The organism is Hymenobacter cheonanensis (genome assembly GCF_030581075.1).
Taxonomy (GTDB): domain Bacteria; phylum Bacteroidota; class Bacteroidia; order Cytophagales; family Hymenobacteraceae; genus Hymenobacter.
On record NZ_JAUQSW010000010.1, the window covers coordinates 191202 to 205621 of the forward strand.

At 57.5% G+C, this 14420-nt stretch carries 13 protein-coding genes; 9 read left to right on the forward strand and 4 right to left on the reverse strand.

The window, feature by feature from the left end; translation table 11 throughout:
• Positions 1-37 precede the first annotated feature (37 nt).
• From Q5H89_RS18255 to Q5H89_RS18270, 4 genes are all read left to right on the forward strand, one after another.
• Entirely contained in the window at positions 38-1228 is a 1191-nt protein-coding gene (locus Q5H89_RS18255) for a hypothetical protein (protein WP_305020787.1), read from the forward strand.
• Between the two features lie 87 nt (positions 1229-1315).
• Positions 1316-1807: a YkvA family protein gene (locus Q5H89_RS18260; RefSeq protein WP_305020788.1), complete on the forward strand. Its 492-nt coding sequence runs from the start codon at positions 1316-1318 to the stop codon at positions 1805-1807.
• 62 nt (positions 1808-1869) lie between these two features.
• Positions 1870-2193 carry a hypothetical protein gene (locus tag Q5H89_RS18265; protein WP_305020789.1) on the forward strand — a complete coding sequence of 108 codons (324 nt, stop codon included), beginning with the start codon at positions 1870-1872 and terminating at the stop codon, positions 2191-2193.
• Positions 2194-2213: 20 nt separating this feature from the next.
• On the forward strand, positions 2214-3065 hold the full coding sequence (locus Q5H89_RS18270) for a LysM peptidoglycan-binding domain-containing protein (protein ID WP_305020790.1): 852 nt from the start codon (positions 2214-2216) through the stop codon (positions 3063-3065).
• 16 nt (positions 3066-3081) lie between these two features.
• Here Q5H89_RS18270 and Q5H89_RS18275 read toward each other — a convergent pair whose 3' ends face one another.
• On the reverse strand, positions 3082-3954 hold the full coding sequence (locus Q5H89_RS18275; RefSeq protein WP_305020791.1) for an SDR family oxidoreductase: 873 nt from the start codon (positions 3952-3954) through the stop codon (positions 3082-3084).
• A 223-nt stretch (positions 3955-4177) separates the two neighbouring features.
• On the opposite strand from Q5H89_RS18275, the gene Q5H89_RS18280 reads away from it, so the two are divergent.
• From Q5H89_RS18280 to Q5H89_RS18290, 3 genes are all read left to right on the forward strand, one after another.
• The gene (locus Q5H89_RS18280; RefSeq protein WP_305020792.1) at positions 4178-4957 is read left to right on the forward strand and encodes an SDR family NAD(P)-dependent oxidoreductase; all 780 of its coding nucleotides are present in this window, start codon (positions 4178-4180) and stop codon (positions 4955-4957) included.
• 57 nt (positions 4958-5014) lie between these two features.
• Positions 5015-6307 (forward strand): BaiN/RdsA family NAD(P)/FAD-dependent oxidoreductase, encoded by a 1293-nt coding sequence (locus tag Q5H89_RS18285; RefSeq protein ID WP_305020793.1) that lies wholly within the window; start codon positions 5015-5017, stop codon positions 6305-6307.
• Positions 6308-6447: 140 nt separating this feature from the next.
• On the forward strand, positions 6448-6900 hold the full coding sequence (locus Q5H89_RS18290) for a PA2169 family four-helix-bundle protein (RefSeq protein ID WP_305020794.1): 453 nt from the start codon (positions 6448-6450) through the stop codon (positions 6898-6900).
• 245 nt (positions 6901-7145) lie between these two features.
• Here Q5H89_RS18290 and Q5H89_RS18295 read toward each other — a convergent pair whose 3' ends face one another.
• Both Q5H89_RS18295 and Q5H89_RS18300 read right to left on the reverse strand, forming a co-directional pair.
• Positions 7146-9158 carry a DEAD/DEAH box helicase gene (locus tag Q5H89_RS18295; RefSeq protein WP_305020795.1) on the reverse strand — a complete coding sequence of 671 codons (2013 nt, stop codon included), beginning with the start codon at positions 9156-9158 and terminating at the stop codon, positions 7146-7148.
• 498 nt (positions 9159-9656) lie between these two features.
• Entirely contained in the window at positions 9657-9854 is a 198-nt protein-coding gene (locus Q5H89_RS18300; RefSeq protein ID WP_173113349.1) for a cold-shock protein, read from the reverse strand.
• 155 nt (positions 9855-10009) lie between these two features.
• Here Q5H89_RS18300 and Q5H89_RS18305 point away from each other — a divergent pair, with 155 nt between their 5' ends.
• On the forward strand, positions 10010-10432 hold the full coding sequence (locus Q5H89_RS18305; protein ID WP_305020796.1) for an acyl-CoA thioesterase: 423 nt from the start codon (positions 10010-10012) through the stop codon (positions 10430-10432).
• Here Q5H89_RS18305 and Q5H89_RS18310 read toward each other — a convergent pair whose 3' ends face one another.
• A complete protein-coding gene (locus Q5H89_RS18310; protein WP_305020797.1) occupies positions 10433-10861 on the reverse strand; it encodes a hypothetical protein in 429 nt (142 codons plus the stop codon).
• Between the two features lie 31 nt (positions 10862-10892).
• Here Q5H89_RS18310 and Q5H89_RS18315 point away from each other — a divergent pair, with 31 nt between their 5' ends.
• Entirely contained in the window at positions 10893-14408 is a 3516-nt protein-coding gene (locus tag Q5H89_RS18315; protein ID WP_305020798.1) for a UvrD-helicase domain-containing protein, read from the forward strand.
• Positions 14409-14420 lie beyond the last annotated feature (12 nt).

A 14420-nucleotide genomic window follows, 5' to 3' on the forward strand; every position in this document is an offset into this window, starting at 1 on the left:
GCTCTGTCCCGCTTATTTCTTTAGCGCTACCTACCGCATGATTCCTGCTCCTCGCCAATTATTTAACGCTGCCTTTACGCCTGAAAGCTATCAGGCAATGCTAGCCGATATCGACCAGCAATTACCTAATCAGCTTGATTTTCGCGTGGCCGAAACTCCGGTATTTGTGCCAGCTGCCCTGCGGGATAAACTGATACAAGCTGGAGAGGATATTATTCGGGTCATTCAGCAATCAGATTTTAAGCAGCGTACGGATGCTGCAATTCCTGCTGGGCAGCGGGTACCGCACGAAGACGAACACGCTGAGTTTTTAACTTTCGATTTCGCTGTATGCCGTAATGCCGCGGGTGAGCTTGAGCCACAGCTTATTGAGATGCAAGGGTTTCCATCGCTCTATGCTTTTCAGGCATACCTGCCCGAAGTATTTGCGGCCCACTACCCTATTGTCCCTGGCGTAACTCCTTTCCTCGACGTTGCGGATGCTGATGCGTACCACGCCAATTTAAAGAACTTGATTCTGGCTGGTGAGAATCCAGAGAATGTTATTTTACTGGAGCTGTTTCCGGAGAAACAAAAAACCCGCATTGACTTCGCTCTATCCAAAAAATACTGGGGTATTGAAGCCGTTTCACTGCCGGACGTTCGCAAGCGAGGGCGTCAACTTTTCTACGAAAAAGATGGCCGAGAAATTCTCATCAAGCGAATTTATAATCGCATTATTTTTGATGAGTTAGCCCGTTATCCGAATTTAAATTCAGAGTTTAATTTAACTGATGAGGTTGATGTGGCCTGGGTGGGACACCCTAACTGGTTTTTTCGCATCAGCAAATACACGCTGCCGCTGATACAAAGCCAGTTTGCGCCCCCTAGCTATTACTTACAGGAGTTAATTTCTTACCCGGCTGACTTGGAAAACTACGTATTAAAGCCGTTGTTTTCCTTTGCGGGTGCGGGCGTTCGCCTTCATGTTACGGCTGCCGATTTGGATGCTTTGCCTGATAAGGAAAACTACTTATTGCAGCGCAAAGTCACGTATGAGCCAGTGGTTCAAGCACCTGACGGGCTAGTAAAATGCGAGATTCGACTGCTTTATACCTGGCCCCACTCCGAGGCGCACCCTACGCTAGTGGCCGGGCTAGCCCGCCTAAGCCGCGGCGAGATGATAGGGGTCGATTTCAATAAAAATAAGGATTGGGTGGGCGGCACGACGCCCTTATTTGAAAAATAGCTTTTTGCCAGCCCAAAGTCTACGCCAACTAAGCTGGTAGCGCTACGTATCAGGTGGTTCTTGCTTTAAATTTCAAGTATTCGCCCAATGGCTACCCTCGCACAACGCGGCATTCAGATTTCTAAAAATGCCATCTTTAGCTTATTCGTAAATCGCGCCAGTAAATTATTAGGCAAGCCGTTTAAAGTAATTACTATTCTAAACGAAACAGCGGATAAGCTAGCGGATGAGAATAGCAAAGACAACAAATTTAAACAGCTGTTTGACGTTGCGCTAACTTTGGTGCGCCTGGTACGCAACTATATTACTGGTGATTACCGGCAAATTCAAACCAGCACCATTATTTCGGGGCTAGCCGTGTTGCTATACGTACTAAGCCCCATCGATTTGGTGCCAGATTTCATTCCAGTTTTGGGTTTTCTGGATGATTTGAGCTTAATAAGCTGGTTTGTGGGCAAGTTTCAAGTGGAGATTACCAATTATCGCGAGTGGGAAACGCGGGCGGGTAATACAAGCCCAGCCGCCCCGGCACTTGGTGACCCGAGCCTGCCTGCCGTTGCCGAGCTAGGGCATTCGTAGGTTGCCTCTGCACATACTGCACCTTGCCGGTAGCCGCATTGCCACCGGCTACTACCTAGCTCTTGTTTCTGGACCAAGCCGAGTATATGCCAGCCTTTGCCGTATCGTTTCGCCTACCCCAATCTTTTACGGAAGATTTTATGGCGATTATTCCGCAACACCGCACGTTTATTAATCAGCTGCTCGCCGAACACATTATTGAGGCTTACGCTATTAGTGCAAGCCGCAGCCGGGGATGGGCTATTATTACCGGGGAGGATGAGGACGCGGTGAGCGCCATTGTAGCGCAATTCCCTTTGTATTCCTACTTGCGCGGTATTGAAGTAGACGAGCTATTTATTTTCGATAGCGCTGCTTCTCGCTTCCCGCACATTAGTTTAAATTGACAGCCTTTTTTAATTTATCTGTGCGCTACTATTTTTTTCTGGCTGGTGTATTTTGCCTAAGCTTAACTTGCCGCGGGGCTACTGCGCCACCGGCTAGCTCACTTACCACGGCCCAGCTCATCAGCCGGCTCACGGCCGCTATTCACAATCTGGGTTCTATCCGCTGCAATGCAGAGGCCAGGGAGCGGGTGGGCACTAAGATTGCGCCGGATTATACGGCCATGAAAATTGCTTATAATCCTTACCGCGTTTATTTAAAAAACCGCAAGGGCGTGGAGGTTTTATACGTGACTGGCCAAAACGATAATGACGCCTGGGTGTATCCGGCCGCGTTTCCGTACGTCACCCTCAGCCTGGACCCCAACGGCTCGCTGATGCGCAAGGGCCAGCACCACACGGTGTTGCAGGCCGGCTTTGGGATGATTGCCGACCTGCTGAACGGCCCCGATGGGCGGGCTGAAAGTGTATTTACCCGTTCGTTTCATTATACCGGCGATAGCACGGCGCAAGGGCAGCCATGCTATGTGCTGCGCTCCGACTACCCGCAATTTCGCTACGTAGCTTACCGTGTTGGCAAAAACGAGAGTATTGCCTCGGTAGCAGCTCGCTTCGGCTGCGGCGAGTACCGTATTATCGAGCGCAACAACTTAAGCGTAGATAGCAAGTTGACCGAGGGCCAGGAATTGCAGGTGCCTAATGCGTACGGCCGGCGTGTGGTAGTAGTGGTGAATGCTAAAACATACCTGCCAGCGTCCGTTACTGTTTACGACGACCGGGGACTGTATGAGAAATACAGTTTTCTGGACGTAGTAGCTAATCAGCCTATTCCGGCCGCCGAGTTTAGCAAGGATTATAAAGGCTATAAACTATAAGCCGAGGCCACGCTTCTTAGCGGCGCATGGTTTTCTCAATGGTGTCCCACATTTCGGGCGTCAGGGCTTCAAGTTTGTTAAACTCCCCGGCACCGTTGAGCCATTCGCCGCCGTCGATAGTCACGACCTCGCCATTGATATAAGCCGAAAAGTCGGACACCAGGTACGCCGCCAGGTTGGCCAGTTCCTGGTACTGCCCTACCCGCTTAAGCGGCACGCTGGCGGCCGGGTCGAGCTGGCTGGCCAGCGGCTCCGGAAACAGGCGGCTCCAGGCGCCTTCGGTAGGAAATGGCCCGGGGGCAATGGCATTGGAGCGGATGCCATACTTGGCCCACTCCACGGCGAGCGAGCGGGTGATGGCGAGCACGCCGGCCTTGGCGGCGGCCGAGGGCACTACGTAGGCCGAGCCCACGGAGGCGTAAGTTGTTACGATATTGAGGATGGTGCCGGGCTGCTTGTCGGCTATCCAGCGCTTGCCCACGGCCAGGGTACAGTTGTAGGAGCCCCGCAGCACGATGTCCACAATCACGTCGAAGGCCTTGTGGCTAAGGCGCTCGGTGGGGCTGATAAAGTTGCCGGCTGCATTGTTGAGCAGTACATCCACACGCCCGAATTCGGCGTAGGTACGCGCCAGCATGGCCTCGACTTCTTCGTATTTGCGCACGTCGCAGGCTAAGGCCAGCACGCGGCCACCCGTTTGCTGGCGCAGTTCGGCCGCGGTTTGTTCCAGTACAGCGAGTTTGCGGCTCGTGATGGTGACGTTGGCCCCTAATTGCAGGAAATACGTGGTCATCGCCCGGCCCAGGCCAGTGCCTCCCCCCGTCACAATAATGGTTTTGCCAGCTAGGGCATTATCGCGCAGCATGGGCTGGGTAAAGGAATTTGTCATCATAAAGCAGGCAAGGCCGGCGGGCTGCCAGCGGCTAGGGCCCCGAAGGTAAGTAATAGCCGGCGCACCGTACAGCTTTACGTGGTTCATGTGCAACTTGCATCCTTTTAGCATAGCTTACTAGTATTCGATAATAATTTTTATGTCTGTTACTTTCGTTGCCGGTTCCCCTGCTATACCTTCCACCGTAGCCGTGCTGGGATGCGGCTGGTTGGGCCTGCCCTTGGCAAAGCACTTGCTGGCCCAGGGGCACCGGGTGCTGGGTACTACCACCTCGGCCGAGCAGCTGCCCGTGCTGGCCGCGGCCGGCATTGAGGCCCAGCTACTTCAGCTAGGGCCCGAGTTTGCGGCCAGCGACGAGCTGCGGCTCACTTCCCTGCTTAGCCAGGCCACCAGCTTAGTGCTCAACGTGCCCCCGCGCGCCGCCGTAGCGGGCGGCTACCCGCAGCTGCTGCGCCCGGTGCACCGGGCCGTAGCGGCGGCCCGCCTGCAAGCGGTGCTGTTTGTTTCGACCACCGGCGTGTATCCCGACGAGCCCCGCCTGATGCGCGAAACCGATGCCATCAGCACCCGCGACGCGGCCTCGGATGTATTGCGTACGGAGGGGCATTTTGTGCCGCGCTACGGGCAATGGCAAAGCACGGTGGTGCGGCTGGGCGGGCTTATTGGCCCGGGGCGGGCTCCGGGCCGCTTTTTGGCGGGGCGCCGCAACCTGCCCCAGGGCGATGCCCCTGCTAACTTGCTGCACCTCACCGATGCGGTGGGCGTGCTCGGTACCATTCTGGACCAGGGCATTTGGGGACATACGCTCAATGTATGCGCCGAGTCGCACCCGTTGCGGCGCGATTTTTACCCGGCTGCAGCCACCTACCTGGGGCTTGAGCCGCCGGTTTTTCTGCCCGGCGGAGGCAGCAGCAAGACTATTGATTCGAGCCGCCTGCGGGCGCTGGTACCCTATCAGTTTCAGCACGACGACGTGCTGGCGGCGCTGCCCTACTGCTAGGGCCACCGCGCCGCGCCAGCCAGCGCTACTGCCAGGGTTACCTTTGTATCTATGTCAGTGCCTAGCTTTCTCCCGTCTGGTTTACCCGCGCCACCGGCCCCCGTGGTGGTGCTGGGCGGCGGGGCCGCCGGCTTTTTTGGGGCCATTGCCTGCGCGGAAGCCAACCCTGGCCAGCCGGTTTTTCTCCTCGAAAAAAGCCCCAAGCTGCTGGGTAAGGTGCGCATTTCGGGTGGCGGGCGCTGCAACGTAACCCACGCCTGCGAGTCGGCCGCGCAGCTGGTGCAGCACTACCCGCGCGGCGGCCGGCAGCTGAAAGAGGCCTTCCGCCGCTTTGGCGTGGCCGATACCATTGCCTGGTTTGGGGCGCGGGGCGTGCAGCTCAAAACGGAAGCCGATGGCCGCATGTTTCCGACCACCGATAGCAGCGAAACCATTGCCCGGGCCCTCGAAGACGCCGCCCGCCACGCCGGCGTGCGCGTACTCACGCGCACGGCCGCCGAGCAGATTACGGTGCTGCCCGATGGCAGCTTTCGCTTGGCAATCAGTGGAGAAGGCAGCGCCGCGCTAGGCCCCGAGCTGCGCGCCAGCCAGCTGCTGGTAGCCACGGGCGGCAATCCCAAATCGGGGGCCTACGACTGGCTGCGGGTGCTGGGCCACTCCATTGCCGAGCCGGTGCCCTCGCTGTTTACTTTCAACGTGCCGGCCTCGCCCCTGCGCGAGCTGCCCGGCGTGAGCGTGCCCCACGCCCGCGTGGTGCTAGCCGGCGAAAAGCTGCAATACGAAGGGCCGCTGCTGGTTACGCACTGGGGCGTGAGCGGCCCGGCCGTGCTCAAGCTCTCGGCCTGGGGGGCGCGCCGCCTGCACGAGCTGGCCTACCACGGCACCGCGCTCATCAGCTGGGTGCCCACCCATACCGACGAAACGCTGCGCCCCTGGGCCCAGGCCTTCCGCCTCGACAATGGCAAGAAGCAGGTGGCCGCCCACCCGCAGTTTGGCTTGCCTGCGCGGCTCTGGCGCACCCTGGTGGCCGAGGCGGGCATCGGGCCCGAAGCGCGCTGGAATGAGGTGCCCGCCAAGGCCCAGAACCGCTTGCTGGAATTGCTGCTGCGCACCCCGCTGCAAGTGCAGGGTAAAACCACGCACAAAGACGAGTTTGTGACCTGCGGCGGCATTCCGCTCAGCGAAGTCAGCCTCACTACGTTTGAGAGCCGCCAGGTACCGGGCCTCTATTTTGCGGGCGAAGTGCTTGATATAGACGGCATAACGGGCGGCTTTAATTTTCAGGCAGCCTGGACCACCGGCTTCCTGGCCGGGCAGGCCATGGCCAGGGTCACTCACCCCGCCAACTGAGGCTGCCGGTGCCACAAGCGCAGGAAGCGGCCAGGGCTAGAGCAGCATAAAATTGGGGCATCTTGGATTAGGGTGTAACCCTGCGGGCAATTGGCTAGTAAACTGCCTCACCTTTCCAACTTACATTCCCTTTTCCAATCATGGAAGCCAAAGCCACCCAAGCCGCCCTCAACACGCTCATCACCGTCCTTAAAGATGGCCAGAAAGGCTACGCCGACGCGATGGTCGACGTAAAGGACCAGCACCTGAAGGACCTGTTCAAGAAATACTCGGCGCAGCGCGCCAGCTACGTTACCGAGCTGGAAGACCAGATGTTCAAGCTCGACCTGCACCCCGACACCAACGAAGGCTCATCGGTGGTAGGTGCCATTCACCACGCCTGGATTGACCTGAAAGCTGCCGTAACCGGCCACGACAACCACGCCATCCTCGCCGAGTGCGAGCGCGGCGAGGACGTAGCCAAGAAGGCTTACGAAGAAGCCGGCAAAGTACAAGACCTGCCCGGCGACCTGAAATCGATTATCGAGAAGCAGTCGCAAGGCGTAAAGGCCGCCCACGACGAAATCCGCGGCCTGCGCGATTCGTCCAAATAGAGCACGGATTTTAGCGGATTTCACGAATTCTGTGAATGATGATTTTCCAAACAAGAAAGGGCTACCCAGTGGGTAGCCCTTTCTTGTTTAGGCGTTTGCAATCGCTTACTCGGCGCAGCAACTTAAGCTTGCTTCAGGTTTCCAGGTTACGCAAAAAGAGGCCGCCCTATGGCAGCCTCTTTTTTAGAAAAACGTCGTCTACAAAATCCGAGCAATCCGTTAAAATCCGTGCTAATCAGTGGTCCTTATTCGTCGAAGCCGCCTTCGCGCTTCTTGAAGCCACCGCCGTAGGAGCTACCACCGCCCTGGCCGCCTTTGTAGCCACCGCGCTGGTAGCCACCACCCTGGCCACCCTGGCGGTCGCCGTAGCTGCTACCACCCTGACCGCCTTTGTAGCCGCCACCATAGGAGCTGCCGCCTTCGCGGTTGCCGCCTTTGTAGCCACCACCGTAGCTGCTACCGCCTTCGCGGCGGTCGCCGTAGCTGCCACCACGGTTGCCACCACCGTAGGGCGGGCGGCCACCTTCGCGGCGGTCGCCGCCGAAGCCGCGACGCTCACCACCACCGAAGCCCCCTTCGCGGCGCTCAGGGCGGTTGGTGCCCTCTTCCTTAGCAGCCGCATCCTGCACCGGCGTAGCGATGCTGAACGTAACCGGCTGGCCCTGGATGCTGGCGCGGCCTAGCTGGCCTACTACCTCCTCGGCAAACTCGTTGGGTACTTCCACGAAGCTGAACTTGTCGTAGAGCGCAATGTCGCCCACTTTGTTGCCGGGCAGGTTGGTGCTCTCCGAAATCAAATCAACCACATCGCGGGGGTGCAGGCGGTCCTTCTTGCCCATGCTGATGAAGAGGCGCGTGTAGCCGGGGCGGCTAGCCCCTTTCTCGCGGCTGGCATCGAGGCTTTGCTCGTTGCGCTTGTCCTCCTTCATCGTCATTTTGAGCAGCGCGGCAGCGATGTCGAGCGAAGTGATATCCTCACTCTGGTCGAGCAGGCGCTGCACGCGGCCGATGTACTTGTCCAGGTTGCCCTTTTCAACTACTTCCTTAATCTGGTTGAGGAACAAAGTCGTTTTCACCTCCGATACGTCGGCGAACGACGGCACCTGCTCCAGCTTGATATCGGCCTTCGTAAAGCGCATGATATCGCGCAGCTTGTAAATGTCGCGGCCACTCACAAAGGTGAAGGCGCGGCCATTCTTGCCAGCGCGGCCGGTGCGGCCAATGCGGTGCACGTAGTACTCCTCGTCGGCAGGCAGGTCGTAGTTGAATACAGCCTCCACATTGTCGACGTCGATACCGCGGGCAGCCACGTCGGTAGCCACCAGAATTTCGAGCGTGTTCTTGCGGAATTTGTCGAGCGTGTTCTGGCGCTGGGCCTGGCTCATGTCGCCGTGCAGGCCATCGGCAAAGTAGCCTTTGGCTTGCAGGTCGGCCACAATCTCATCTACCATGCGCTTCGTGTTCGCGAAGATGATGGTCGATTTCAAATTGTACATGTCCATGATGCGGGTCAGAACATCCTTCTTCTGCGGGCCACGCACCTCGAAGTAGCTCTGCTCGATGTTCGACACCGTCATCTCTTTATGGTTGACCTTCACTACCTGCGGGTCGCGCTGGTACTTCTTGGTCATCTCCATAATCGGCTTGCTCATCGTAGCCGAGAAGAATACCGTCTGGCGATTCTCCGGCATCTTGCTGAGCACAAACTCGATATCCTCGCGGAAGCCCATGTCGAGCATTTCGTCGGCTTCGTCAAGGATGATTTTAGTCGCCTTATCGAGCTTCAGCGTGCCGCGCTCGATGTGGTCCATGATGCGGCCGGGCGTGCCGATAACGATTTGCACGCCGCGCTCCAGAGCGCGGAACTGGCGGTCGTAGGACGAGCCACCGTAAATAGGCACTACGGCCAGGCCTTTTTTGTACTTACCCAGCTTCTGAATTTCGCCCGAAACCTGCACGGCAAGCTCGCGGGTGGGGCAGAGCACAATTACTTGTACGTCGCGGCTTTCGCCGTCAACACCTTCGATGGCGGGGATAGAGAAGGCAGCCGTTTTGCCGGTGCCCGTCTGGGCCTGGCCGATTACGTCTTTGCCAGCGAGCAGCACCGGAATGGCAGCCGACTGAATGGGCGAGGCTTCCTCATAGCCCATCTCGGTGATGGCGCGCTGTACTTCGGGCGAGAGATTTAGCTCATCGAAGCGGATTTTAGCTTTGTCGACGGCCTTGGCGGGGGTGTTTTCTACTTGTTCGGTATCCATGTCGGAACGGAATAGGTTGCTGGGCTACCTGGTTTTCCAAAACCTGGGTAGCTTGTGGGGAATGAGACTACGCTCTGAAAACAGCCGGCTCAACAGCGGCGGCGCTTCTTCCCCCTCAACCTTCCTATCACTCGACAAGGCGGAAAAAATACGACCGAACTAAAACGGGAACTACTCGGCAGCCAACTACTTACTCTGGGCCACCCCGGCCACTCAATGGGGCCGTTCTCAAATGCGGGTGCAAAGGTACGGATTTTATTTGAAAAAGGCTAATTCTGCAAATAAAAATCTCTGGTCATGCTACATCCAGTCGTTATCATGCTGACGAAGGAAGCATCTCGCCAGGGCAGCGTCAGGGTTGCGTGCCCTGGCGAGATGCTTCCTTCGTCAGCATGACAACGGTTGAATACAACGGCTGGATACCAAGCTGATACCGCATAAAAAAGCGCCCTCCCGCAGGGGAAGGCGCTTTCTGCTAGCACGAAAGGTGCGCGCTGCTTAGAGCAGCGACACTTTAACGGCGTTCGGGCCTTTGCGGCCTTGGGCTTCTTCGTACTGAACTTTGTCTTTCTCTTGTAGCGTCTTGGCGTCTACTAGGTCGGTGACGTGGACGAAGATGTCTTGGCCAGTCTCGTCGTTTTTGATGAAACCAAAGCCTTTGGTTTCATTGAAGAATTTTACCGTTCCGGTCGGCATAATAAAAAAATGTTTGGGGTGTCGCCAAAGCCCGGCGGGAAGCTGGGGACCTTGGATGCTAACACACCGGAGCGGACCGGAACAGCACCACAGGGCCTTGGGTTGCGCCAAAGATAGACAAAATCCCCGAACTTCGTCTATCTCCAAAAAAAGTTATGGACACTCCCCTAGCCCCTACCCACGCTTATACTCACAGCTTTACCGTAGAGGCTAGCGACATTGACCAGCTCGGCCACGCCAACAACGTGGCCTACGTACGCTGGGTGCAGGATGTAGCCGCCGCCCACTGGCACCACTTATACCCGCCTACGGCCGAGCTGCCGCCCCAGGTGTGGGTGGTGCAGGAGCACCGCGTGCGCTACCTGCGCTCGGCCTACGCCGGCGACGAGCTGCGCGCCCTCACCTGGGTAGCCGACGTGAAAGGGGCTAGCTCTAAGCGCCTCACCCGCATCGAGCGCGTAGCCGATGGCCAACTGCTCTGCGCCGCCGAGACGCAGTGGGTACTGCTGGACGGGGCTAGCGGCCGGCCGGTGCGGGTGCCGGGGGACGTGGCAGAGCGGCTGATGCCAATAGAATAGCTATTTCCAAGGGTCTTTGTAGAGGCCCCAATTTACCCAAACGCTTTTAACTGCTTCTACTATCATCTCTCCCGCAAGAGTGACGGTATTCTCATGAGAAAAATAAATAGCCCATTTTGCATCCTCATCACAGTAGATAGTTTCAATTCCACCATAACTACCTAACATTTCCAAGCTAATCTTTTCGTCTTCTCCAAGTTCTGTTATTTCCCAAACAGAGGTATAGCCTTTGTTTTTCAAAATAGTAATCAGAGTATTAATTCCAAAATCCCTTTCAAAAGTATCTGCTTCAAAATACTCCGTTATCCGAGCTTTGGGCTCGGAATGAAGCGGATACCAATAGAATCCATCAAAACTTAGATGCTCCTTTAGCAAAGCTCTTATGTGCAGATTTTTATTCTGCTTTTTGGGTTCTCCGAAAAAATTCATTACAGTTAATTAAGCAATAGGATTGTATTAAATGCCAGCCCCCTTCCGCATCTATTCCGCGTCTGCCGGCTCCGGCAAGACGTACCAATTAACGAAAGAATACCTGAAGCTGGCGCTGGGCTACCCGCAGCCGGCCGACCCCACGGGCGAGCGGATTTATAAGGCCGACTATTTTAAGAGTATTCTGGCGATAACCTTCACCAACGACGCGGCGGGCGAGATGAAGGAGCGCATTGTGGGCGCGCTACGGCGCTTCACGCAAGCTACTGACGACAAGCCCGATGCTTTGCTGGTGGAGGTGGCCGCCGAGCTAGCCCAGGAAAAGCAGCTGCCGCCGCACCTGCGCACGCCGGCCGAGTGGCAGCAGGAAGTGCAGCGGCGGGCGGCGGCTACGTTTCGGCTGGTGCTCTACCACTACGCTGATTTTGCGGTGAGCACCATCGACTCGTTTGTGCAGCGCATCGTGACGGCCTTCACACGCGAGCTAGGGCTGCCCGCCACCTTCGAGGTAGAGCTGGATACCGACAGCGTGCTGCGCTCGGCGGTGGCCGCGCTCATCGATAAAGTAAACCGCGACCCGCAAAGCAAGCTGCTGAGCCAGACCTTGGCCGACTACGCGCTGGGCCAGGCCGAGCAGGGCCGCAACTGGAACAAGCTGCCCGATGAGTTGCTTGATTTTGGCCGGGCGCTCTTCAACGAGAGCGTGCACGAGGCCGTGGCCCAGCTAGGCCAAAAAACGATGGCCGACTTTCGGGCGCTCGACCAGGAAATTCGCACGCGGCAGCACGAAGCCGAGGAGGCCGTGCAGGCTCAGGCCGACCGCGCGCTGGCCGTGCTGGCGGCCGGTGGCATCGAGGCCGAGCACCTGGCTAGCGGCAGCAGCGGCATCTACGGGCACTTCACGAAGTGGGAGCGCTGGCTGAGTCCGCCCGAAAAAGACGCTTTATTTCCGACGGCAACGGCACGCAAAACCATTGAAAGCGGCAAGTGGTGGAGCGAAAAAGGCAAAAAAGCCGGCCTCGTGCCAGCCATTGAGGCCGCGCAACCGGAGCTAGTGGAGGCTTTCGGCGAATTGCTAAACTTGCGCGAAAAGCATTTGCCTGGCTACGTGCTGCTAGGGGCTTTGCAGCCATTTTTATTCCACGCTTCGCTGCTGAGCGAATTAAATAAACTGGTTGAAGAAATCAGCCGCGAGCGCAACGTGGTACTGATTTCGGAATTCAACCGACGCATTGCGGCCATTGTACTCACCGAGCCGGTGCCGTTTATCTATGAGCGACTGGGCGAAAAATACCGGCACTTATTAATTGACGAGTTTCAGGACACGTCGGTGTTGCAGTGGAATAATTTATTACCGCTGGTAGAAAATGCGGTGGGCAACGGCGGGCTCTCCCTAGCCGTGGGCGACGCCAAGCAGGCTATTTACCGCTGGCGCGGCGGCGAGCTAGAGCAGATTTTACGGCTGTACCAAAACGACACGGGCACTCTGGTAGCGCGGGCGCGCGATGCCGATATGCAGCGGCTATTAACCGAGCGCTACTACACGTTGCAGCAAACTATCGAGCCGCATTCGCTAGCCATTAATTACCGCAGCGAGCCGGCAATAATTAAGTTTAATAATAATTTTTTCAGCTACGTGCGCGAGCGTAGCGGCGAGTACGAGGTAGTGCAGGGCATTTTTGAGCCGGGTTTTCGGCAGGAAGTGCCGGGGCGCAAAGGCGAATTATTTGATGGCGAATTTGACGAGTTGCCGGGCCACGTCGAATTAGTATTTACAAAGGATGACGCCCCGGCCCGCCGCTACGCCCCGGCTACCGGCGACTATCTGGCTGAACCCTTGCCTGGCTACGCGCCCGAAGCCTTGCTCGACTACGCCGAAAGCACCTGTTACCTGGCCTTGCAGCTGGTAGAGCAGGCCCTGGCCGACGGCTACCACCTGCGCGACGTGGCCGTGCTGTGCCGCACCCGCTGGCAAAGCCGGTTGCTGGCTAAGTTCTTGAAAGAGCGCGGTTTTCCGATTATTTCCGCTGACTCGCTAGCCCTGCAATTTGCCGAAGTGGTGAACCTGCTGGTGGCTGTGATGCGCGTGCTGCACCAAAGCGGTGACACCCTGGCACGGGCCGAGGCGCTATTGCTGCTTGATAAAGTGGTGCGGCGCTTGCCCCCTACCCCGGCGCGGGCCCGGCACATTGCTGAGGTTGCCAATAAAATCGAAAGCGGCAAACCGTTTTTTGATGAGCTGCGCAGCCTGGGCTTTGACTTGCAGGAAGAGAAAACCGGCAACCTGGGCTTGTATGAGTTAACTGAAAAGCTGATTGGTATTTTCGGATTACTAGGGGCAAATGCCGAAAGCGACTACCTGTTTCGCTTCCTGGATTTAACGCTGGAATTCAGCTTGAAATACGGAAATAATTTAGGCAATTTTCTCACTCACTGGGACGAGCGTAAGGGCACGCTCAGCATTAATGCGCCGGGTGGGGCTGACGCCATCACTATTACTACGGTGCACAAGGCCAAGGGCCTGGCCTACGGTATTGTGCTAGTGCCCTTTGCCGACTGGGCGCTGGTGCCGCGCACCGATACGCTGCTCTGGGGCCGCCTGGAGGCGGGCCACAAGCCGCTGCCTGGGCTGCCCGACGTGGCGGTGGTGCGCCTCAATAAAACCCTCACCTATACTCCTTTAGCCGAGCAGGACGCCGACGAGCGTGAAAAAACGCTACTCGACGGCCTCAATACCTTGTACGTAGCGTTTACGCGGCCCCGACATCGGCTTTACATTTTGAGCAAAACGCCCGCCGAGCCCAAAAAGACTACCGGCGAGCTACCGCTCACTGCCTCGGCTGCACCCGAGCCGGCCGCCGCGCAGGGCCCCGCCCGCGACGTGGCCGACCTGCTGGCCGGCTACCTGCGTAGCCTGGGCCGCTGGCAGACCGAGGCTACCAGCTTCGTGCTCAACCAAGGCGTAGTGGCTGCCGCCAAGATTACCGCTCAACAATCAGAACCTGATTTTCCCCTCACCAACCTGGCCTCTGCGCCCTGGGAGGAGCGCCTGAAGCTGCGGCGCCACGCGACCACGGTATTTGATTTTGACGAGCAGACGCAACTGGGCGAGTTGAACCGCAAGCTGCACTATGCCCTGCGGCGCCTGCTTTCGGCCCCCGACCTGGCCCGCACGCTGCGCCAGCTGGTGGCCGAAGGCCTGCTCAATCAGCAGGAACGGCCGGCACTGGAAACCCGGCTGCAGGCTATTCTGGCCGACGAGCGCCTAGCCCCCTATTTCGCCGAAAACCTGGCCGTAGAAACCGAGCGCGAAATAGTAATTGGGGGCCGCACCCAGCGGGCCTACAAGCCCGACCGCATTGTCTTCGGGCCAGGCGCTAGCCGCGCCGAGCAAAGGGTAACTATGCTCGATTTTAAATTGCCGCCGCCGCAGGATATTCATAAAATACGGCTGCGCGATTACGCCAAACTGTTCCGCGAATTGGGCTATGAGGACGTGCGCGGCCTTATTTATTATTTCGACTCGGGTGAGGTGGTGACCATATAGGCGGTCGTTAAC